Annotated in this window: 23 protein-coding genes; 16 read left to right on the top strand and 7 right to left on the bottom strand. The window is 62.5% G+C overall.

Annotation, left to right across the window (positions count from 1 at the left end; genetic code table 11):
* Positions 1-52 precede the first annotated feature (52 nt).
* From ACH6CX_RS00130 to ACH6CX_RS00165, 8 genes are all read left to right on the top strand, one after another.
* On the top strand, positions 53-697 hold the full coding sequence (locus tag ACH6CX_RS00130; protein ID WP_232942032.1) for a TetR/AcrR family transcriptional regulator: 645 nt from the start codon (positions 53-55) through the stop codon (positions 695-697).
* 215 nt (positions 698-912) lie between these two features.
* Complete coding sequence (locus ACH6CX_RS00135) at positions 913-2325, top strand: M14 metallopeptidase family protein (protein WP_396674225.1); 1413 nt, start codon at positions 913-915, stop codon at positions 2323-2325.
* A 78-nt stretch (positions 2326-2403) separates the two neighbouring features.
* Positions 2404-2964, top strand: a complete 561-nt coding sequence (locus tag ACH6CX_RS00140) for a DUF1524 domain-containing protein (protein ID WP_396674227.1) — start codon at positions 2404-2406, stop codon at positions 2962-2964.
* 206 nt (positions 2965-3170) lie between these two features.
* The gene (locus ACH6CX_RS00145; RefSeq protein ID WP_232942038.1) at positions 3171-3467 is read left to right on the top strand and encodes a hypothetical protein; all 297 of its coding nucleotides are present in this window, start codon (positions 3171-3173) and stop codon (positions 3465-3467) included.
* A gap of 237 nt (positions 3468-3704) precedes the next feature.
* Positions 3705-4028 carry a helix-turn-helix domain-containing protein gene (locus ACH6CX_RS00150; protein WP_232942040.1) on the top strand — a complete coding sequence of 108 codons (324 nt, stop codon included), beginning with the start codon at positions 3705-3707 and terminating at the stop codon, positions 4026-4028.
* A 206-nt stretch (positions 4029-4234) separates the two neighbouring features.
* Entirely contained in the window at positions 4235-5662 is a 1428-nt protein-coding gene (locus ACH6CX_RS00155; protein WP_396674229.1) for an amidohydrolase, read from the top strand.
* Positions 5662-6960 (top strand): amidohydrolase family protein, encoded by a 1299-nt coding sequence (locus tag ACH6CX_RS00160; RefSeq protein WP_232942044.1) that lies wholly within the window; start codon positions 5662-5664, stop codon positions 6958-6960. The genes ACH6CX_RS00155 and ACH6CX_RS00160 overlap by 1 nt, the downstream gene beginning before the upstream one ends.
* Positions 6961-7050: 90 nt before the next feature.
* A complete protein-coding gene (locus ACH6CX_RS00165; RefSeq protein ID WP_232942046.1) occupies positions 7051-7440 on the top strand; it encodes an MAPEG family protein in 390 nt (129 codons plus the stop codon).
* 309 nt (positions 7441-7749) lie between these two features.
* Here the strand turns inward: ACH6CX_RS00165 and ACH6CX_RS00170 are convergent, their stop codons facing one another.
* From ACH6CX_RS00170 to ACH6CX_RS00180, 3 genes are all read right to left on the bottom strand, one after another.
* Positions 7750-8079, bottom strand: a complete 330-nt coding sequence (locus tag ACH6CX_RS00170; RefSeq protein ID WP_232942048.1) for a YebG family protein — start codon at positions 8077-8079, stop codon at positions 7750-7752.
* 401 nt (positions 8080-8480) lie between these two features.
* Positions 8481-9098: a LysE family translocator gene (locus ACH6CX_RS00175; RefSeq protein ID WP_232942050.1), complete on the bottom strand. Its 618-nt coding sequence runs from the start codon at positions 9096-9098 to the stop codon at positions 8481-8483.
* Positions 9098-9700 carry a DUF924 family protein gene (locus ACH6CX_RS00180; protein WP_232942052.1) on the bottom strand — a complete coding sequence of 201 codons (603 nt, stop codon included), beginning with the start codon at positions 9698-9700 and terminating at the stop codon, positions 9098-9100. The genes ACH6CX_RS00175 and ACH6CX_RS00180 overlap by 1 nt, the downstream gene beginning before the upstream one ends.
* A 117-nt stretch (positions 9701-9817) precedes the next feature.
* Between ACH6CX_RS00180 and ACH6CX_RS00185 the strand changes: the two genes are divergently transcribed.
* The 4 genes from ACH6CX_RS00185 to ACH6CX_RS00200 all read left to right on the top strand — a co-directional run bounded on the left by ACH6CX_RS00185 (position 9818) and on the right by ACH6CX_RS00200 (position 11984).
* Positions 9818-10081, top strand: a complete 264-nt coding sequence (locus ACH6CX_RS00185; protein ID WP_232942054.1) for a hypothetical protein — start codon at positions 9818-9820, stop codon at positions 10079-10081.
* Between the two features lie 66 nt (positions 10082-10147).
* A complete protein-coding gene (locus ACH6CX_RS00190) occupies positions 10148-11038 on the top strand; it encodes a DUF6249 domain-containing protein (protein WP_232942056.1) in 891 nt (296 codons plus the stop codon).
* A gap of 12 nt (positions 11039-11050) precedes the next feature.
* A complete protein-coding gene (locus ACH6CX_RS00195) occupies positions 11051-11605 on the top strand; it encodes a sigma-70 family RNA polymerase sigma factor (protein ID WP_232942058.1) in 555 nt (184 codons plus the stop codon).
* Positions 11598-11984: a hypothetical protein gene (locus tag ACH6CX_RS00200; RefSeq protein ID WP_237061261.1), complete on the top strand. Its 387-nt coding sequence runs from the start codon at positions 11598-11600 to the stop codon at positions 11982-11984. Before ACH6CX_RS00195 ends, ACH6CX_RS00200 begins: the two co-directional genes overlap by 8 nt.
* Before the next feature lie 165 nt (positions 11985-12149).
* Here ACH6CX_RS00200 and ACH6CX_RS00205 read toward each other — a convergent pair whose 3' ends face one another.
* Positions 12150-12626 carry an LEA type 2 family protein gene (locus ACH6CX_RS00205; RefSeq protein ID WP_396674234.1) on the bottom strand — a complete coding sequence of 159 codons (477 nt, stop codon included), beginning with the start codon at positions 12624-12626 and terminating at the stop codon, positions 12150-12152.
* Positions 12627-12727: 101 nt separating this feature from the next.
* On the opposite strand from ACH6CX_RS00205, the gene ACH6CX_RS00210 reads away from it, so the two are divergent.
* Entirely contained in the window at positions 12728-13897 is a 1170-nt protein-coding gene (locus ACH6CX_RS00210) for a dipeptidase (protein WP_237061265.1), read from the top strand.
* Between the two features lie 138 nt (positions 13898-14035).
* Positions 14036-15043, top strand: a complete 1008-nt coding sequence (locus tag ACH6CX_RS00215) for a mechanosensitive ion channel family protein (protein ID WP_232942066.1) — start codon at positions 14036-14038, stop codon at positions 15041-15043.
* Between the two features lie 24 nt (positions 15044-15067).
* Here ACH6CX_RS00215 and ACH6CX_RS00220 read toward each other — a convergent pair whose 3' ends face one another.
* From ACH6CX_RS00220 to ACH6CX_RS00230, 3 genes are all read right to left on the bottom strand, one after another.
* Positions 15068-16171: an NADH:flavin oxidoreductase/NADH oxidase gene (locus ACH6CX_RS00220; protein WP_396674237.1), complete on the bottom strand. Its 1104-nt coding sequence runs from the start codon at positions 16169-16171 to the stop codon at positions 15068-15070.
* A 240-nt stretch (positions 16172-16411) separates the two neighbouring features.
* Positions 16412-17041, bottom strand: coding sequence for a maleylacetoacetate isomerase (maiA, locus tag ACH6CX_RS00225; RefSeq protein WP_232942070.1), 630 nt, complete (start codon positions 17039-17041; stop codon positions 16412-16414).
* 323 nt (positions 17042-17364) lie between these two features.
* Complete coding sequence (locus tag ACH6CX_RS00230) at positions 17365-17799, bottom strand: hypothetical protein (RefSeq protein ID WP_396674239.1); 435 nt, start codon at positions 17797-17799, stop codon at positions 17365-17367.
* Between the two features lie 160 nt (positions 17800-17959).
* Between ACH6CX_RS00230 and ACH6CX_RS00235 the strand changes: the two genes are divergently transcribed.
* Together ACH6CX_RS00235 and ACH6CX_RS00240 are read left to right on the top strand one after the other, a co-directional pair.
* The gene (locus ACH6CX_RS00235; protein WP_232942074.1) at positions 17960-18454 is read left to right on the top strand and encodes a MarR family winged helix-turn-helix transcriptional regulator; all 495 of its coding nucleotides are present in this window, start codon (positions 17960-17962) and stop codon (positions 18452-18454) included.
* A gap of 81 nt (positions 18455-18535) precedes the next feature.
* Positions 18536-19726, top strand: a complete 1191-nt coding sequence (locus ACH6CX_RS00240) for an amino acid aminotransferase (RefSeq protein WP_232942076.1) — start codon at positions 18536-18538, stop codon at positions 19724-19726.
* Positions 19727-19833: the final 107 nt, after the last annotated feature.

The raw sequence follows: 19833 nt of genomic DNA on the forward strand, positions 1-19833 counted from the left end.
TATTTGGAGGCCGGCTGTGTTCCATTTATGATGCCCCGCAGGGTAATAGACCATGAGGATTGCAGATATGTCCGCCAGCGGTACAGACAGTTCCCGGGCCCGCGGTGGCTGGAAGAAGCTGCCCGAGCAGGAGCGACGCCGGGCAATCCTCGCTGCGGCCCGTGAATGCTTCAACAGCCGTGGCTTCGGCAGTACGTCGGTGCAGGATATAGCCAGCGCGGCAGGCCTGACCAAGGGCGGCATCTATTTTCATTTCGAATCCAAGCAGGCCATTCGCACCGCATTGCTGGAGGAGTTCACAGCGCCCGAGCGATTTGCCCTGGAGGAGGCGGCGGTCCTGGCGCTGCCGCCACGGGAGCGCCTGCTGGAACAACTGCGGCGCCTGCAGGCCGGCCTCAGCGCGGCCAGCGCGGGGTCGATTGTAACCCTGGCGGAATCGGTGACCCGTGACCATTGTGGTGGGGAGCAGGTAAGGGAATTCTTCAACGCTGCGGTAGGCGCGCTGCGGCGGACACTGGCCAGTGGGGTGGAAAGTGGTGCCTTCCGCTTGCAACTGGATACGCTGGTGGCGGCGAAACTGTCCCTGGCGGCAGTGGATGGCCTGGCGTTGCACCGCGAGTTTGATGCGGCTGGTATCCGCACCTGCCGTGGGACCGACAGCCAGCTGGCGTTGCTGGTGGATGGCTTTATGGATTGAGGCCTGTTACCCCGCTATTCCTGTACGCGAGTGTTAGGTGGTTAACATCACCAAAAAAATTTGATTGCAAAACCCGGGCAGGCTGTGGAATATTTTATTTGCTGAAATTATTCCGCGGCGAATGATAAAACCGATAACAACCGGGTACTGCCATGCCGATTTCCTTTCCCAGTGCCATTGATGCACTTCTATTACGCCCTGTGTCCGCAATCGCAATGCCCGCGCTGAAAACGGTAGCGGCGGCTGTGCTGATTGCCGCCGGCTCGGTGGCGATGGCCGCGGCTTCGCCGGAAACCTATGAACAGTATCGCCAGCCGGGCCTCGACAAGCCCGTCATTCGCCAGGCGGACATTCTGCCGCTGGTGGACCGCTTGCGGGAATCGGAACTGGTGGATGTAAAGGAAATCGGTCGCTCCTATGAAGGCCGGCCCATCTTCCGCCTGCAGGTGGGTTCCGGTCCCATGCGGGTGATGATGTGGTCACAGATGCACGGCGACGAGCCTACCGCCACCCCGGCAATTTTTGACCTGGTGAATTTTATAACCGCGCCGGAACAGGCGAAGTGGCGGGCCGGGTGGATGGACGAAATCACCCTGGTGATGGTGCCCATGCTGAATCCCGATGGCGCCGAGCGGAACAGCCGCCACAACGCCCAGAGCTTCGACGTGAACCGCGATGCCAAGGCCCTGCAGTCGCCGGAGGGCCGGGTCCTGATGGGGTTGGCAAAGGAGTTCGACCCGCATTTCGGCTTTAACCTGCACGACCAGGACCGCCATTACGGCGTCGGCGATACCGGCAAGATGGCCACTATCTCGGTGCTGGCGCCGGCGTACAACCGGGCGCGCGAAGTCAATGACAGTCGCGCCGGAGCCATGAAACTGATCGGCGTGCTGACCGCGGCGATCGAGCCTTTCATCGGGGGCCATATTGCCCGTTACGACGATACCTATGCCTACCGTGCATTTGGCGACACATTCTCTGAAATGGGCATCAGTACCATCCTGATCGAGTCCGGTGCCCACCCTGCGGACCCCAACCGGCAGGTGGCACGGCGGATGAATTTCGAGATGCTGGTGAGCGCTATCGACAGTATTGCCACGGGCAGCTATCGGGATACCCCACTGGCCCGCTACGAGGCAATTCCCTTTAACGAGGACGACGCCATCGTCGATATCAAGATCACCGGGCTGAGGGCAGGTGAGGGCGACACCGGGTATGTCACCGACCTGGCCATCAACCAGCGGACCGGTGGTGCCCAGGTGGTGGATGCCGGCGACCTGTCGAACCTGGCCGGGGCGCAGACCCTGGATGCAAGCCAGTGGCAATACCAGCCGCCGCGTCCCTTCCAGCTGGATGGCGACCCAATCCTGATGCTGGACGACAGCCGCTACCGCGAGCTGCTGGAGGATGGCTACGGCTACTTTGTTGGCGACCCGGCGCGGCTTCGGGTGGACACCGAATTGCCGGTGGCCATCAACCCCCGCAACCCGCAGCGGCAACGGCCACTGCGTCGTCGCGATGCCACCTTCCTGTTGCGCGATGAGGCGGGTGTGCGGGTGGCAGTAATCAACGGCGAGGTGATTGAGCTGCACCAACAGCCTTCCGCAACAGGACAGAAAGCCCGCTGAGGCCTGGCAGGTGGAGCCGCGCTGCCCGCCTGCCATCTCCCCGACAACCAGACCCTGAAAACGATTGGTAGGAGTAGTATGAGTAGTCGATCGTTACGTCCCCTGTGGGCATGCCTCCCGTTTATCCTTTGTACTGTTGCCAGCGCGGCGGATTACCATCGCGCCGAGTGGCTGCCACGCTGGTCAGACAGTGACCGCGACTGCCAGGACACCCGCCATGAACTCCTGCTGCGCTACTCCCTGGCGCCGGTGACCTTTACCCGCGCCGACCAATGCCGGGTCAAGACCGGCCTGTGGCTGGATCCCTATACCGGCAACTTCTTCACCCTGGCCTCGGACCTGGATGTGGAGCATATCGTGCCGCTCAAGTGGGCCCACGATCATGGTGGCGCCGGCTGGGATAGGGCCCGCAAGCGCCAGTTTGCCGAGGACCCGGAGAACCTGTGGTTGGTGGATGACGGGCGCAACCAGAGCAAGGGGCACCGGGGGCCGGACCAGTGGATGCCGCCCTACGGGCCCGTGTCGCAGGTCTATGTGGAGCGCTTTATGGCGATCGTCCGCAAGTACGAACTCCAACCCACCGGGGAGGAGGCGCGCCGCTTTACCGCCCTGGCCGCGGGACGTCGCGGCGGCAGCTGACTTCGCCGGGGCCTGGCCGGACCAGTAGGGAGCCTTCCCTGGAGTGCCTGCGGGGGCAGGACACCTGGACGGAAAAGGCGCCAGAAGCTGCTAGACTCAGGGGGACCCTGGATAAATCCGTCGTATTTCCCCGGAGCTTCCGTAGGCCCCGGAGATGATGGACTGCAGGGGCTCCCCGGATTGCTCCCGAACAGGAGGCTGGCGCTATGTGGCAGTGGGTGTTGGCGACAGGGCTGATGTTGCCGGTGGCGTACGATACACAGATTACGATTGGCCCGGAGCAGGGTGCCTCTGGCAGCCCCTACCTCAGCTTCTGCCAGGAGCGCTTTTACGAGGAGGATGACGGCCTGCTGCGCTGTAACTGGGCGGTCAACTTCAATTTTGCCTGCTTCGTCTCCTATCCCTCCAACAAGGTGATCCAGGCGGGCTCCAAGATCCGCGAGCCGGAAGTGGTCGGCGAGTGCGATAATGGCGAGACCATCATCAAGCTGATGCACTACTGAGGCGTTAAGCCCTGCGACCGTCTCACAAATTGTCATCCAATTGCGACAACCCTGCGTAGATATACCTCGAGCTGGTAGTTGCCGGGTCCTGCCGGGGTGAGCCTGCAAGTGGGGCTGTAGCCATCTACCAGCAATTCCGACTGAATGTGCGAAAAGCAAAACAGGGTGAAAGTGTCGCAAAGATCCGGCATCAGCCCTGTAACCGCGTGAAACTGGAAGGAAACTGGTCAATTTACAATGAGCACTTTTGATCAAGGGCAATCTCTGGCGCAACTCGGCGAGCATTTCCGGCGCTTGCGGCTCGCGCGGAATATCCCCCAGGAAACCCTGGCAGCGGAGTCCGGGCTGGGGCTGAGTACCGTGAAGCGGCTGGAAAATGGCCGCGGCTGTAACCTATCTGCAATGTTGCAGTTGCTGGCGGCGCTGGGCTACGCCGACCGCCTGGAGCAGTTTTTTGCGCAGCTGGCGGTGGAAGCGGCACGGGAGAGCGACGATAGCATGGGTGATCGGCGCCGGGCCTCTGCGCCGCGTAAGGCCACCGAGGAGTCGACGGTGGATTGAGCCGGGCCGGCGGGGCAGGGGGATCTCCGGTCCCTGGCCACCGCGGCTTTTCCCCGATACTTATCCCGATCCCCTCACCGATCCTCGCCCCTAACCGTTTCCCTTCCCCCGGGCATCCGCTTGTAGGTGTGTAAAGGGTGCGGTCCTGATAGCATAAGCGATTACACCTGATTTACCCGCAACGGATAACAACGGAAAATATCGCTATGCAGTTGCACGCACTCTGCCGCGGGGGGCTCCCGTCGCCGCGCGCTATCGCGGCCGCCCTCACGGCCGCCTTCCTGCTTACCGGCTGTGGCGGTGATGACACCGCCGCTGGCAAAGGGGCCGCGGACTTCGCCCGCCTCGATGCCTTTCCCTCCACCTATTCCATCGAACAGTCCCGCCCGGTACTGATTACCGGTGCCACATTGCTCACCGGCACCGGCGAAATGCTGGAAAACACCGACCTGCTGCTCGAGGACGGCAAGATTGCCCGTATCGACGATGGACTCAAGGCTCCGCGAGATGCCCTGGTGGTGAACGGTGAGGGCAAGTGGGTGACGCCGGGCATTATCGATGTCCATTCCCACCTGGGTAACTACCCGGCACCGGCAATCGAGTCCTCCCAGGACGGTAACGAGATGACTGCACCCAATACCGCCGAGGTGTGGACCGAGCACTCGGTCTGGACCCAGGACCCGCAGTTTTCCCTGGCGCTGGCTGGTGGGGTTACCACCCTGCAGATCCTGCCCGGTTCGGCCAACCTGTTTGGCGGGCGCAGCGTGACCCTGAAGAATGTTCCCGGGCGCCGTGTACAGGATATGAAATTCCCCGGTGCGCCCTACGGGCTCAAAATGGCCTGCGGGGAGAACCCCAAGCGGGTTTACGGTGGCAAGGGTCAGGCCCCCTCCACCCGGATGGGTAACGTGGCCGGTTACCGCAAGGCCTGGAACGCTGCCAGCAAGTACAAGGAGAAGTGGGAAAAGTACGCCGAGAACGGCGGCGAGCCGCCCGAGCGCGACCTGGAAATGGAAACCCTGGCGGGTGTGCTGAACGGGGATATCCTGGTGCACAACCACTGTTACCGTGGTGAGGAAATGGCCGTGATGATGGATGTCGCCAAGGAATTCGATTTCCAGATTTCCACCTTCCACCACGCCGTGGAGGCTTACAAGGTCGCCGACCTGCTGGCGGAGAACAATGTCTGTGCCGCTATGTGGGCCGACTGGTGGGGCTTCAAGCACGAGGCCTTCGACATGACCGAGGCCAATATAGCCATTGTCGACCAGGCCAGGGCCTGTGCCATGATCCACTCTGATTCCGCAGTGGGGATTCAGCACCTGAATGAGGAAACTGCCAAGGCGATGGTGGCCGGGCAACGGGCCGGTTTTGATATCGGCCCGGAACACGCGGTTACCTGGATGACCCTCAACCCGGCCAAAGCACTGGGTATCGCCGGGCAAACCGGCAGCCTGGAGAAAGGCAAGATGGCGGACGTGGTGGTCTGGTCGGGCAACCCGTTCAGTGTCTATACGCAGGCAGAAAAAGTCTTTATCGATGGCGAGCTGATGTACGACCGTGACGATCCCGCGCGGCAGCCGCGCAGTGATTTCGAGCTGGGTATTATCGAGGCAGAGGGGGAGCGACTGTAATGACCAGATTCCTGATTCAACTGGCGCTTGCGGGCCTGTTCGCACTCCCGGTACATGCCGAGACCGTGCTGATCAAGGGGGGCAAGGTATACACCCTGTCCGGTATCGGTACCCTGGCCGAGGGTGATGTCCTGGTGCGGGATGGCAAGGTGCAGGCGGTGGCCCCCTCCATTAACGAGCGCGCCGACCGCGTGATCGATGCGCGCGGCAAGGTGGTGACCCCCGGTGTTATCGCACCCCAGTCGGAGCTGGGGCTGACCGAGATTAGTGCTGCCAGCGCCACCAATGATTACGCAGTCAGCGGTGAGAGTATTGGCAGCGGCTTTGACCCGCGCCCGGCGTACAACGCGAAGTCCACCCTGATCCCCTATAACCGTGCGCACGGCGTGACCCGCGCGGTGGTATTCCCGTCGATCAGCACCTGGGGTGAGGGTGCCGGCAAACTGCACCGGGTTTTTGCCGGTCAGGGCTTTGCCATTTCCCTGAACGGCGATTTCGACAGTGTGGTAGCGGAAGAGCTGGGCCAGAAGGCCTACCTGGGTGAGCTGGGCAGCCAGCTGGCCGGCGGCAGCCGGGCCAATGCCTATGCCCGCATCGAGACAGCCCTGTCCGAAGCCCGGGAATACCTGAACAACCGGGAGGCGATCCGCCGGGGCAACTGGCGTGAGCTCAATCATTCACTGGATGACCTGGAGGCGCTGCAGCCGGTCGTACAGGGCCAGCAGCCGCTGATTGTTACCGCCAATCGTGCCAGCGATATCCTCCAGGCCCTGGAGTTGGCCGAGGAGTACAAGCTGCGGTTAATCATCCAGGGTGCCGCCGAGGGCTGGATGGTAGCCGAGCAGCTGGCTGCCGCCCGGGTGCCGGTGATTATCGATGTGGTTAACAACCTGCCGATCAGCTTTGAGAGCCTGGGCGCTCGGTTTGACAACGCGGCGCGGATGCAGAAGGCCGGTGTCACTGTGGCCATTGGCGGCCCGGGTTATGGTTCCACCCACCTGGTGCACCTTGCGCGCCAGTCCGCCGGTAATGCGGTGGTCTACGGCTTGCCGTACGAAGAAGCCCTGAAGGCCATCAGTACCAATGTTGCGCGCATTTTTGGCCTCGAGGGCGGAGTGCTGCAGCCGGGTGGTGTGGCCGATATCGTCGTCTGGAGCGGGGACCCGCTGGAAGTCACCAGCTATCCCGAGCAGGTACTGATTGGTGGTGAGCCGCAGTCACTGGTGAACCGCTCGACGCGCCTGCGCGACCGCTACCTGAAGCCCGAGCAGGGCCATGAAATGGGCTACAAGTTCTGAGCCCGCTGATGGCCTGGACTTGTCCCGGATAAGATTGATAACAGAACAGGGCGGGACCGGGTCCCGCCCTTTTTACATGGGGAGTTTCCAATGATGGTTCCATTGACAGGCCTGTATGGCGGCCTCTGCGCGTTGCTGATCCTGGCGCTTGCCTTTCGCGTGGTGCGTTTTCGTCGCGGCGAGAAGGTGGGTGTGGGCAGTGGCGGTAAACACTATGCAGAGGTGTTGATCCGCACCCACGCCAATGCGGTCGAGTATGTTCCCATTGCGCTGCTGATGATGCTGGTGGCGGAGATCAATGGCCTGTCCGCTTTCTGGCTGAATATCCTCGGTGGCCTGCTGGTGCTGGGCCGTTTCCTGCACGCCTGGGGCCTGACGGCCGGCAGAGGCGGCTACCACTACGGTCGCTTCTGGGGCACGACATTGACCTGGATCGTGATCACTGCCTATGCATCGATCAATATCATCGGGGCATTCTAGGCGGGCAGCAACGGACCCCTGTTGTAGGAGCGGCCGCTGGCCGCGATCACAATAAATCCTGCTGTCAGTACTGTTATATGCCTTAGGGAATGGTCTGAAGCTCGCGGCCAGCGGCCGCTCCTACGGGGGTTTGTCTACTGGCAGCGATCGGTGGCTCGGGGCATTGCAATCGCGGCCATGGGCCGTTCCTACAAAGAAGGGTAGGGTGTAAGGCGCAGGGCGCACGGGCAAAAAAAAGCCCGGCAGATACCGGGCACAGTACAGGGATGGTTTGCGTGACATCCCCGGGTGGGGATTCATGCGGGAAAATTACTGATTCGCGGCCAGCGGGGTGACGCGGTCGTCGGCCTCGCCCTGTTCGTTGCCGGTTTCTTCGGCGCTCTCGCCTGCAGTCTCTTTTTCTGCTTCCAGCAGCATTTCAGGCTTGCCCTTGCAGGCCTTGGCCAGCACTTCGCGGCGCTTGGCCAGCAGCAGGCCAATTTCCTCGCCCGCGGCTTCGGAAATACCGTCAATATTTTTCTCGATCAGCGAGGTAATATTGGCGGCCAGCTCCAGCATCTTGTCGTGTTCTTCCGCATCTTTCTTGTTGTCGAACATAGCTCCGTCTCTATCGCATTTCCAAACAGCAACTACGGCCATGTGTGCCTCCGGTTATTGTTCAAGTAATCATACTGTGTGAACGTACAGTATCTGTATGGCTGTCCAGTGTCAACCGACGGTGACGACCTTGAAGAGATTCTGGCGTGAAATGCGGCAGGTATGCGGGGCGGCAGGGGAGCGCAGTAGCCCCGGGTTGAACGCAACCCGGTGTTATCTGCGCCAGGCCTTGCCCGGGTGGAACCGCCGTGATGCGATAAAGCGATGGCCGGCTGCGTTTTGCGCCCCCCCCGCGGCACCAGTGGGCTGCCATAATAGCCCTGCAGTCGGGCGCCTCCTCCCCCCAGTAGGCGCCCGCAATTGACCCCGCAGTGTGAGATTGAGGCCCGCCACCCGGCGGGCCTTTTTTATTGGCCCGGGATCCTGCGGGCCGGGGAGTGTACCTAGATGGTCAGTACCAGCCGCGCTGCCAGGGCCACCAGCAGGATGCCGAACAGCTGCTGCAGCCGGTGCATTACCGGACCGCCGGACCAGTTGCGGCGGCGGCCGGCCGAGACTGCCAGGGTCACCAGGCAGTACCAGACTGCATCGATCCCGGCCGCCAGGGCGGCCATGCCCAGCTTTATCCCCAGTGCCTGCTGTTCCCCCACAAACTGGCTGAACAACGCCGTGAAGAAGATTGCGATCTTGGGGTTGAAAAAGGCAATACCGAACCCCTGTGCTGCGGCGCGACGGGTGCTCAGGGGGGCGATCTCGGCCCGTTCGCCGTTGGGGTCCGGCGCCCTGGCCCGCAGTGCTTTCCAGCCCAGGTAGAGCAGCATGGCGGCGCCGCCCCACTGGAGGATGTTGAACAGGAGCGGCGACTTGGTGATCAGTACTGCCAGCCCCAGGGCCGTGAGGACCGCATAGATACCTACGCCGGCCCCGTGGGCCAGTGCAGCGGCGATGCCGGGGCGTACGCCGGCAGCGGCGCCCCGCAGGATAATCAGCAGACTGGGACCGGGTGACATGGCCCCCAGGGCACAGATACCGGCCAGGGACAGCCAGGCGACAATATCCATCAGAAGCCACCCCCTTTTTCCAGCCAGGCCTGCTCGGCCGGTGTCGAGGCCCGGCCCAGGGCCTCATTGCGGTGTGGGTAGCGGCCGAATTCCTCGATCACCTCCCGGTGCGCCAGGGCGTACTGGTAGAAGTTCTCGGCCTGGGCCGCACCCTCGGCGCCATCGAGGTGGCTCTTGCGCAGGCGGTCGAAGAACTCGATCGAGCGCTGCTGCATCTCCAGGCTCTCGCCGTGCTCCAGGGGCATCCCCAGGAAAGCCCGCTGGTAGAGGCCCAGCAGGTTGTCGTCGCCGCGCCCTATCACCGCCATGGCCACCTCCCGCGCAAGGGGGTCCCCGGCGAAGGCCCGCGGGGTGCCGCGGTAGATATTGCGGGTGAACTGGTCACAGAGCAGCACCAGGGCCAGCTCCCCGGCCAGGCTGGTGCGCCAGTCCCCCAGTTCCCCGGCCAGGGCCGCCTCGACGGCGGGGCCAAATTCCTCCTCGATCTTCTGGTCCAGTGTCTCGTCGCGGGTAAACCAGAGCTGCCGGTGGCTGTCCGCCACCGGCGCATCCAGGTGTTCGCTGCCAAACCAGAAACGCAGTACGTCGGCGGGCTGGGTCATCGGGCTCCCCTGAATTTTTTTTGCAGCCGGTGCATCCATAGGGCCTCCCGGCGGCATCTTAAGGCTGTAAACGGAAATTATATGGAGGCTACCATGGTAACCCCTGAGACAGGATGTGTGAAAAAGGTTAAATTTTACGTCGCGCTGGTTGCATTCCTGGCAGCGGCCCCGGCCATGTCGACCCCGGTTGTGTCGGCAGAGTCGCTGGAGCTGCCCATTGCCAAGGTCCAGCAGGAACTGGCCGAGAAAGCCGAGCAGGCGGTCTCGGATAAGCTCCGCGAGTGCCGGGAGCGGGAGGCCCGGGAGGAGGAGAGAGAGGTGCGCTACCCAGTGCGTATCGCTGGCCCCTCGCTGACCGGCTCCCCGCTGGCGGCCTTCTGAGGAGTGCCACCGGCAGTTACAGCAACGCGACTTAAAAGAATACTGACAGCAAGCAGAGAGTCACTAATGAGAGCGAGAAACCTGATATCCCCACTGGTCCTGGGACTGGCGACGGTGCTGGGCACCGGCTTCGCCTGGGCCCAGGAGACACCGGCGGAACAGCCGGCTGCGGCACCGGAGGTGCGCAGTGAGCAGCCACCGGAGCCGCCCGAGCCACCCCGGGCGGACATCGAGGACTACGAGGACCGTGTCGAGAAGCAGGTGCGGATCATCCGCGGCGAGGATGGCACCCTGAAAATCAGGACCCGAGATGCCGACGGCCAGCGGTCCGAGGTCGAGGTAGACCTGGGCGAGGAGTTCGGCGGGGCCCTGTCCCGGCGAATCTACGAGAAACTGGAGAAAAAGGGCATCCTCGATGAGTCCGGCCTGGTGATCGAGGAGGCCATGGAGGGAGTGCCGGATAACATCAAGATCGGTATGTCCCGCAATATCTCCAGGGAGATATCCCGGGATATCTCCCGCGATATGGCGCGGGAGTTCGGGAATCGCGGTGACCACCACTGGGAGCACCGGAGTGGCGGTGACGACGACTCCATGGAGCTGACCATCGGGCTCATCGCGGTGCTCGGCGTTTTCGGCATGCCCATCCTGATTGTGTGGCTGGTGACCCGCAACAGCTATCGCAAGAAGCAGCTGATGATGGACAACATCAACCGCATGGTGGCCGAGGGCCGGGATATCCCGCCGGAGCTGCTGGATGCCATGCAGGGTGAGTCTCCCAGTAACCTGAAAGACCGCGGTTTCACCCTGATTGCTGTAGGCTTGGCGCTCTTTATCTGGCTTACCCTCTCCGTGGACGTGGGAGTTGGCAGCCTGGGTCTGATTCCGCTGTTCATCGGTATCGCCCGCTTTATCAACTGGAGACTGGAACACCAGGAAGGCAACCGGGCAGGCTAGGGACAGCGGTTTATGGACCTCAATGACGGGGAATTGATCCGGCGTATCGTCGAAGACGGGGACCAGCGGGCATACGCCCAGCTGGTTCGGCGCTATCAGTCACAGTTGCGTTTCTCGCTCCGCAATCTGTGCGATGGTGACCAGGCCCTGGCCGACGATATGGCGCAGGAGGCCTTTATCAAGGCCTACAAGGCGCTGCCGGCATTTCGTGGGGATGCGCGTTTCAGCACCTGGCTGTACCGGATCGCCTACAATCTCGTCATGAGTTACCGGCGCAAGAACGCGCCGGAGGTGGACCAGGAGGCGGTGGACCGGGCCCAGGCCCAGGAGACGGTCGAAGAGGCCCAGCAGCTGGGCATGGCCCGCGACCTGGATGCCGCCTTGCAGGAGCTCAGCGAGCCGCAACGACAGGCGATTCACCTGTGCATGCAACGCGGCTTTTCACACGAGGAGGCTGCGAGTATCATGAAGCTGCCCCTCGGTACGGTTAAATCCCACGTTAACCGCGCGCGGGCCAGGTTGCAGACATTGCTGCAGGCGTGGCGTGAGGAGGTGGTCAGTGGATAAGTTTGAATGGTATTCCCGCAACGGGGAACAGGGGTCTGGAACCTTGAGTGAAGCCCAGTTACGCAACAGCGACCCGGATTTCGATACCTGGCTGGGGCAGCAGCTGCAGTTCAGCGAGCCCTACCTGGACGATGACGGCTTCTGTGACGGTGTCATGGAGCGACTGCCTGCGCCCACACGGCGTTCCGATCGCCGGGTGACCCGCACCCAATATGGGGCGGTGGTGTTGGCCTCGGCCATTGTCGCCTGGCAGTTCCCCCTGGATGAGGTGCTCGCCGAAGCCGCGCGCCAGTCAATCAGCCTCTACAGCCTGCTGGGCCTCGGGGTGTTGTCCTCCGTGGCCGCCATGTTCGGCGGTATTGTCGCAGCACGTCGCTGAACAACCCTGCACCGGGGGCCATCCGGTCCCCGGCCCAGTGTCTTTTCTTTTCCTTAAATCCCTTTAGCTACCCCGCTTTCGCCCCGTGCGAGTGCTGGCCCCTGCGCGGCTGTCCGGACCGGCGTCTGCGTCCCCGGCAGGGTGCCGGCCGGGCGATGCGGAGAATCAGCGGTTCAGGCTGATCTCGCCGTCCTTGCGAACGCGGATGGAGGGCGGGAATGTGCGTTCCAGGCCCAGCTTGGCCTCCAGGGAATAGGGCACAGTGTCGCCGCGCAGGGACATCAGTTCGGCGGCGGCCATGAATGAGCCCATCAGGTTGGCGGAGGCCTCTACCGCGATATCTTTGCTGCCGTAGGCGGGGATCTGTGGCAGGTCACGGGCGGTGCCGGTCACCACCTCGTGCCCGGCCAGGTCCAGGGTGTAGTAGAGTCCCGACAGGGACAGGGCCACGGAGTTGGGGTTGTCCACCCGCAGGCGAATGCGAAATCGCAGGTCGCCGGCACGATTGGCCGGCAGCGGCTCCAGGCCGGTGACCTGGACCGACGGTTCCTCGAAGTCGGGCGTGAGTACCGTGCACCCCTGGAACAGGGCCGCGAACAATAACAAAACAACAATCCGGTTGAATGACTGCACTAACTGCACGTAAAGCTCCTCAGTAATGTCCCTGCGGGACGATGATGCCCATCCGCAATAGTGGAATAATCCGCGGACAGGAATAATAACGTGGAATGCCAGGAATCCTCATGAAGAAGTTTCTCATTATCCTGACCCCGGTGGCGCTGGTTTTGTTCACAGCGTGGAAGTGGCTGCTGCTGCCCGGGGTGGAGAAAAGGATGAACACCCGCACCGGCGAGGCGCTGCCCGCGCTGTCGGTGCGGGCGCGGGCGCTGCACGAGTCACTGGTGGTGGGCGACCTGCACGCCGACAGCTTCCTCTGGGCCAGGGATATCGGGGATCGTGCCGACTATGGCCATGTGGACCTGCCTCGCGCCCGCGACGGCAACCTGGCGATACAGGTGTTTACCGCGGTGACCAAGTCGCCGCGCGGCCAGAACTACGCCAGCAACGCCAGTGATGCGCCCGACAATATCACCCTGCTGGCAGTGGCCCAGGGCTGGCCGCCCCGCACCTGGGGCAGCCTGCTGGAGCGGGCGCTCTACCATGCCGGGCGAGTGCGGGCGCTGGCGTCCGAAGCGCCGGGACAGATGCGGGTAATCCACAGTGCCGAAGACCTGCGCCAGGCCCTGGCCTCCAGGGCGCAGGGCGGCAAGCAGTTGGCCGCCATCCTGGGAATCGAGGGCGCCCACCCGCTCGAGGGCGAACTGGCCAATATCGGCCGGCTCCATGATGCCGGCTACCGGGTAATGGGATTGCAGCACTTTTTCGATAACGAACTGGGAGGCTCACTGCACGGCCAGAGTGGGGCCGGCCTGACGGAGTTCGGTCGTGCCGCGGTACAGGAAATGGCCGAGCGCTCGATTGTCATCGATGTGGCGCATTCCTCGGAGGCGGTGGTGCGGGATGTCCTGGCCCTGGTGGAGCGGCCGCTGATTGTGTCCCACACGGGCCTCCGGGGAATGTGTGACACGCCCCGTAATATCAGTGATGGGCTGATGAAGGCAGTGGCCGCCGCTGGCGGCCTGGTGGGTATCGGCTACTGGGACGGCGCGGTCTGCGATCCCAGCCCGGAAAATATCGTGCGCACCATGCGTTATGCCATCGACCTGCTGGGGGTTGAACATGTAGCGCTGGGCTCGGATTACGACGGCACGGTGGAGGTGGCCTTCGATGCCGGGGAGCTGGGGGTGTTGACCCAGGAAATGCTGCGACAGGGATTCAGTGAATACGAGATCCGCCGGATTATGGGGGAGAACCTGCGGGATTTCTTCCTGGAACAGCTTCCTGCCTCCTGACGCCATTTGCCGCTCTCGCCGGCGGCATGGTTGAGGCGCATGCCTTTCGCTGGCACATGCCACCGGCAGGCCCCGGCACATCAAGCCTTTCAGCTATAAAAAGGGATGGTGTACTGAAACCGGAGCAGCGTGTTACCCGTGAGCGGCCTCGCATTTTTTCTCAGCCAACTACTGAACTTGCCGGCCCGGCTCCTGGTGCAGGAGGAGGGTGGGGGCAAGGAAGAGAAACCCGCCCTGCAGGAAAACCTGGAGGAAATCACGCCGGAACCGGTTTCCGAGGCGGCAGAGACCGTGGTCAGTTCGCTGGACTCGGTCTGGGGCAACTTCCTCAACCACACGCCGTTTGTAATCGCCAGTTTCATGGTGTTGTTCGTCACCTGGCTGATTGTCCTGACGGTCCGCCATTTCGGCAGTCGTATCTTCCGCCGGTTTGCCTCGAAAAAATCCCTGCAGGACCTGATGGTCCGCCTGCTCACCATTGTGATATGGATGCTGGGGTTGCTGTTTGCCGCCATGGTGCTGTTCCCCGGGCTGACCCCGGCCCGGGCGCTGGGCGCGGTCGGCCTGCTGTCGGTGGCGATTGGCCTGGCGTTCAAGGATATTTTTGAGAATTTCTTCGCAGGCATCCTGATCCTGTGGCGCTTCCCGTTCGAGGAGGGCGATGTAATCGAGTGCGAGGGCGTATGTGGTCGCGTGGAGTCGGTGGAGGTGCGCAATACGACGATTCGCAAGCTCACCGGCGAACTGGTGATCGTGCCGAACCTGTTCCTGTTCCAGAACCCCTGCGAGATCCTGACCAGCCGGGTCAAGCGGCGTGTGACTATCACTGTGGGTATCGCCTATGGCGAGGATGTGCGGGAGGGGGTGAAGGTGATTGCAGAGGCCATGAAGCCCCTGAAGACAGTGCGACAGGAAGATCCGGTGCAGGTATTTCCCGCCGGTTTCGGCGAGAGCAGTATCGATATCGAGGTCACCTGGTGGACCGGCTCTGTGCCCTTCGATATCCGCCAGTCCAAGGGTGAGGTGGTTACCGCGATCAAGCTGGCCCTGGATGAGGCAGGCATAGAGATTCCATTCCCTTACCGCACGCTGACCTTCAAGGAGCCCCTCCGCATAGACGGGGAAGGGGAGGGGAAAGAGGCCTGAGGCCCCGGGGCCGGAAAGGCCGGCTCACTCCCCGAACAGGCCCGGGTAATTGTGTGGCTGGGAGCGCAGGTACTGGTTGGGTGCCGAGACGGTGGCCCCCAGGTGTGCAGCGGCATGCCAGGGCCAGCGGGGGTTGTAGAGCATTCCCCGGGCCAGGGCGACCATATCGGCATCGCCAGTGGCGATGATCGACTCCGCATGCTCGAACTCTGTGATCAGTCCGACCGCGATGACCGGCATCGAAACCGCCTGTTTCACGCCCCGGGCCAGGGGTACCTGGTAACCGGGTCCAACAGGAATCTGCTGGGTGGGATCCAGCCCACCACTGGAGACATGTATCGCCCCGCAACCGCGCTGCTCGAGGGCCCGCGCAAAGGCGATGGTCTGTTCCAGGTCCCAGCCGTTCTCCACCCAGTCGGTACCCGACACCCGTATGGAAAGAGGGTATGCATCCGGCACTGCATCGCGTACGGCCTCGAACACTTCCAGCGGGAAGCGCATCCGGTTCTCCAGTGAGCCACCGTATTCATCATCGCGCCGGTTGGACAGGGGGGAGAGAAACTCGTGTAACAGGTAGCCGTGGGCGGCGTGGATCTGGATGGCGTCGAGCCCCAGGCGAACCGAGCGCCGGGCCGATACCGCGAAGGCATCCCGCACCCGCTCCATGGCAGCCCGATCCATTTCCAGCGGCGCATGCTCGCCCGGGTCATATGGGAGGGGGGAGGGCGCCAGCGTCTGCCAGCCGTTGGTATCCCCGGGTGCAATCTGCCGGCCGCCCATCCACGGCAGGTCCGTAGACGCCTTGCGGCCGGCGTGGGCGAGCTGGATGGCGATGGGCATGTCGGACCATTGCCTGATCGACTCCAGGGTATGGGCCATTGCGGCCTCGGTGTTATCGTCCCACAGGCCAACATCGCCGTAACTGATCCTGCCCTCTGGCACCACAGCGGTGGCCTCAATGGTGAGCAGCCCCGCCCCGGATAACGCCAGTTGCCCCAGGTGGATCAGGTGCCAGTCGGTCATGCAGCCATCAACCGCGGAGTACTGGCACATAGGCGCAATAACAATCCGGTTGGGGAGTGTCAGCGAGCCGACAGTCAGAGGTTCAAACAGCTTGGGTGCGCCCATGGCCGGTTTCCTGTTGAATGCCCAGCAATTACCACAAAGCTTAAGGGCCGGGGGAGCATCCCGCCATAGTGAAACCTGCAGGGCAGTTGCCTGAAGCTGTCGTATTTCGCCGGAGAGGGGCCGATGGTATACCAGCTGGTGCCAGGTACCGGGCAAGACCATGACGGCCCACGACCGGCTCCGGATGCACGCGGTGGCGCGCTTTCGGGGTGCCGGCCGATCAGGGAAAAGTCCGGGGCGTCAGAGGGTGCTGTCCGGCTGGTTCTCCGGGCGGGCCTCGATAAAGGCGGGGATCTCGTTACACGCCAGCGTAATCCGGTGGATGGCCGGGTACTCGGCAATATCCAGCCCGAACCTTTCGGCGCTGTACACCTGTGGCAACAGGCAGCACTCGAACATCCCCGGTGTCTCGCCAGCGGCGAAGGGCGCAGGCTTGAGCTGCTGTTCCAGGGCGCTGAATCCCTCGTGAATCCAGTGGCGGATCCAGCCGGTTTTCTGTTCATCCGACAGACCGTACTGTCCCTGCAGGTAGCGCAGCACGCGCAGGTTGTGCAGTGGCTGGATATCGCTGGCACTGGTATGGCAGAGCGCGCGTATATGGGCGCGCTGTACCGGGTCCGAGGGCAGCAGTGGAGGTTCCGGGTGCGTCTCCTCGAGCCACTCCAGGATTGCCAGTGACTGGGTGAGTACCGTGTCACCATCCACCAGTGCCGGGACCAGGCCCTGGGGGTTCAGTTTCCGGTATTCCTCTTCGCCTTGTTCACTTTTCAGCAGGTTCACCGGGTGGTAATCGTACGGTAGGCCCTTGAGGTTGAGGCCAATACGCACGCGATAGCTGGCAGACGAACGAAAGTAACCGTGTAATTCCATAAGATACCTTTTTCTTTGCATCCCCACCCGCCGGGCCGGGGCAGATTTGTCGAGGCTATTTCAACATCTGTCGCCGCAGGGTGCCAGTGTCGGGAAGGACGGGCCCAACGCGGGCATCGTGCGAATCCCCCGGGTATCTTTCCGGCTCCGGCACGCCGCGGCGAATCTGGTCGAGCTCGATGGGTTCGAGCAGGGCCTGGAAATTTCCCTCGCCCGGTGCTCCCGCAGGAATTCCTCGGCCGGTGATTTTTCATCGGCCGATTCATAGATGGGAATGCGGATCCTGCCCCAGTGACTGGTCATCGCCCGGCTGGAGAGCCCGGTCATTTTGCCTTCGATATCGAAATAGCGGGTTTCCCGGAAATTGAAGATGCTCGCTTAAAAGCCCGCCCACTGGTCCATGTTGCCGCGGTGGACAGAGCCCCGGCAAATGATCCGGGTTCTGCATTAATGATAAAGTTGGCGTCACCCTGGCGGTGCAGGGTGATATCGCGGTTGCGATGCAGGGATTCGCGGGTGAACCCGAGCTGGCTGAAAAGTGTGCGCAGCGGCTCCAGGTCAGGAGCGGCATGCCCTACAAATTCGAAGCCATCGGTGCCGAGTGGGTTGTGCGGATATTCACAGGCCATTGCCGGGACCTCCATGTCTGTCCGGGTCTGCAATGTTTGATGGGCGGTGGCACGAAATCCCTGTGTGCGGTCACACGATACCCAATAAAAATGACATGGATTTATAATGCTGCGCGATTTTTGCAGCACAACAGTGCCGATTTGGCGAGGGGCAGGGGGTGTTGGCGCCCATTGAGCTGGCGGTAGCCGGCGCTGGTGCCGCTACCTGATTCCGGCCAAAGCGGTTACAATTGAAACCAATTTTAGTTACATTTGTAACATCCATGGCAACTGCAGGTGGAAAAGCCGTATGACAATCGAGAAGACCGAGGCGGAAAAACCGGTGCGTGACGACCTGCACCTGGAGAGGTTCCTGCCGTATCGCCTGTCGGTGCTCTCCAACCGCGTGAGTAATGCCATTGCCCAGGCTTATGGCAGCCGCTTTGACCTGACCATCCCGGCCTGGCGCGTCATGGCTATACTGGGCCGTTTCCCGGACCTCTCTGCCGCGGAACTGGTGGAGCAGACCGCCATGGACAAGGTTGCCATCAGTCGCGCGGTATCGGTCCTGATGCGCAACGATTACATCACCCGCAGCGAGGATCCCGCCGATCGCCGCCGGCAGGTGCTGAACCTGTCCGAGCTGGGGCGGGATGTCTATGAGCGCATTGTTCCGCTGGCCCAGCAGTACGAGGACGACCTGATGTCCTCGCTCTCTCCCGATGAGCGGGCCCAGCTGGAAAGCATTATCGACAAGCTGATGGACCGCGCCCAGGCCTGGGCCGAGCGCGGCCTGATCGACTGAACCTGTACCTACCACGCCCCCGGACAGCTGGGCTTCCGGGGTGCCTGTATCCGAGACATTAAGTACCCGAGGAGTACCCGCATGTTTGAACACCTGAGCAGCCTGCCGCCGGACCCTATCCTGGGCCTGCTGGCCAGTTACCGCGCCGACGAGAACCCGGACAAGATCGACCTGGGCGTCGGCGTGTACAAGGATGAGGCGGGCCACACTGCCATCCTGCAGGCTGTGAAGGAGGCGGAGACACGCCTGCTGCAGTCTGAGGAGACAAAAGCCTATATCGGCCCGGCGGGTACCCCGGGATTCAATGCCGCCATGCAGGAGCTGGTCCTTGGTGCCAACCACCCGGCGCTGGTTGCCAACCGTGTGCGCTCTGCCCAGACTCCCGGTGGCTGCGGTGCCCTGCGGGTGCTGGCAGAGCTGGTCGATCGCGCAAAGCCCGGTGCGACCGTCTGGGTGAGTGACCCCACCTGGGCCAACCACGTGCCGCTGCTGGGCAATGCCGGGCTGCAGATCAAGAGCTACCCCTATTACGATCGCAGCAGCGGTAGCCTGCAGTTCGATGCCATGGTGGAAACACTGAAGGATGTAGGGGAGGGTGACGTGGTGCTGCTGCACGCATGCTGCCACAACCCCTGTGGCGCCGACCTGAGCCGTGAGCAGTGGCAGGTGCTGGTGGAGATGGCGCAGAAGCAGGGTTTCACCCCGTTTATCGATATGGCCTACCAGGGCTTTGGCGATGGCCTGGACGACGATGCCTGGGGCCTGCGCCTGATGGCAGAATCGGTACCGGAGCTGCTGGTGGCGGCATCCTGTTCCAAGAACTTCGGGCTGTACCGGGAGCGCGTCGGCCTGGCCATGGTGATTTACAATGACAGTGCGGCCGCTGATACCGGCCAGACCCAGATGCTGAGTGCAGTGCGTGGCAACTACTCGATGCCGCCGTCGCACGGTGCCGCGATCGTGGAGTCGATCCTCACCGATGCCAGCCTGCGCGCCAACTGGGAGGCGGAACTGACCGAGATGCGCGAGCGCATTAACGGCCTGCGTGCGGGCGTAGTCGAGAGCCTGGCCGCAGCCGGTGCCGCGGGTGACTTCAGCTTTATCCGCGAACAGAAGGGCATGTTCTCCTTCCTGGGAATTAACCCGGAGCAGGTGGCAAGGCTGCAAAAGGAGTATTCCATTTACATGGTGGATTCCAGCCGCATGAGTATTGCCGGCCTGAGCCAGTCCAACATGGAATACTTCTGCAAAGCGGTCGCCAGCGTGTTGTAATATCCGCTGTCGGGCCGTGTCATCAGGGTACGGCCCGGTGGACTGCTGCGGCGCTGGCGGGCCCGGGGCTGCAACAGAGTCTGAAAGCCGTATTTGGAAGAGGTTGG

Source organism: Microbulbifer sp. JSM ZJ756, from assembly GCF_044383805.1.
GTDB lineage: Bacteria > Pseudomonadota > Gammaproteobacteria > Pseudomonadales > Cellvibrionaceae > Microbulbifer > Microbulbifer zhoushanensis.

What these genes read in the sequence shown, in the direction of transcription:
- ACH6CX_RS00170 (WP_232942048.1), bottom strand. Translation starts at nt 8,079, where the DNA reads ATGGCCGTAGTTGCTGTTTGGAAATGCGATAGAGACGGAGCTATGTTC.
- ACH6CX_RS00155 (WP_396674229.1), top strand. Translation starts at nt 4,235, where the DNA reads ATGCAGTTGCACGCACTCTGCCGCGGGGGGCTCCCGTCGCCGCGCGCT.
- ACH6CX_RS00240 (WP_232942076.1), top strand. Translation starts at nt 18,536, where the DNA reads ATGTTTGAACACCTGAGCAGCCTGCCGCCGGACCCTATCCTGGGCCTG.
- ACH6CX_RS00140 (WP_396674227.1), top strand. Translation starts at nt 2,404, where the DNA reads ATGAGTAGTCGATCGTTACGTCCCCTGTGGGCATGCCTCCCGTTTATC.
- ACH6CX_RS00235 (WP_232942074.1), top strand. Translation starts at nt 17,960, where the DNA reads ATGACAATCGAGAAGACCGAGGCGGAAAAACCGGTGCGTGACGACCTG.
- ACH6CX_RS00130 (WP_232942032.1), top strand. Translation starts at nt 53, where the DNA reads ATGAGGATTGCAGATATGTCCGCCAGCGGTACAGACAGTTCCCGGGCC.
- ACH6CX_RS00165 (WP_232942046.1), top strand. Translation starts at nt 7,051, where the DNA reads ATGATGGTTCCATTGACAGGCCTGTATGGCGGCCTCTGCGCGTTGCTG.
- ACH6CX_RS00145 (WP_232942038.1), top strand. Translation starts at nt 3,171, where the DNA reads ATGTGGCAGTGGGTGTTGGCGACAGGGCTGATGTTGCCGGTGGCGTAC.
- ACH6CX_RS00175 (WP_232942050.1), bottom strand. Translation starts at nt 9,098, where the DNA reads ATGGATATTGTCGCCTGGCTGTCCCTGGCCGGTATCTGTGCCCTGGGG.
- ACH6CX_RS00210 (WP_237061265.1), top strand. Translation starts at nt 12,728, where the DNA reads ATGAAGAAGTTTCTCATTATCCTGACCCCGGTGGCGCTGGTTTTGTTC.
- ACH6CX_RS00220 (WP_396674237.1), bottom strand. Translation starts at nt 16,171, where the DNA reads ATGGGCGCACCCAAGCTGTTTGAACCTCTGACTGTCGGCTCGCTGACA.
- ACH6CX_RS00135 (WP_396674225.1), top strand. Translation starts at nt 913, where the DNA reads ATGCCCGCGCTGAAAACGGTAGCGGCGGCTGTGCTGATTGCCGCCGGC.
- ACH6CX_RS00150 (WP_232942040.1), top strand. Translation starts at nt 3,705, where the DNA reads ATGAGCACTTTTGATCAAGGGCAATCTCTGGCGCAACTCGGCGAGCAT.
- ACH6CX_RS00160 (WP_232942044.1), top strand. Translation starts at nt 5,662, where the DNA reads ATGACCAGATTCCTGATTCAACTGGCGCTTGCGGGCCTGTTCGCACTC.
- ACH6CX_RS00195 (WP_232942058.1), top strand. Translation starts at nt 11,051, where the DNA reads ATGGACCTCAATGACGGGGAATTGATCCGGCGTATCGTCGAAGACGGG.
- ACH6CX_RS00190 (WP_232942056.1), top strand. Translation starts at nt 10,148, where the DNA reads ATGAGAGCGAGAAACCTGATATCCCCACTGGTCCTGGGACTGGCGACG.
- maiA (WP_232942070.1), bottom strand. Translation starts at nt 17,041, where the DNA reads ATGGAATTACACGGTTACTTTCGTTCGTCTGCCAGCTATCGCGTGCGT.
- ACH6CX_RS00180 (WP_232942052.1), bottom strand. Translation starts at nt 9,700, where the DNA reads ATGACCCAGCCCGCCGACGTACTGCGTTTCTGGTTTGGCAGCGAACAC.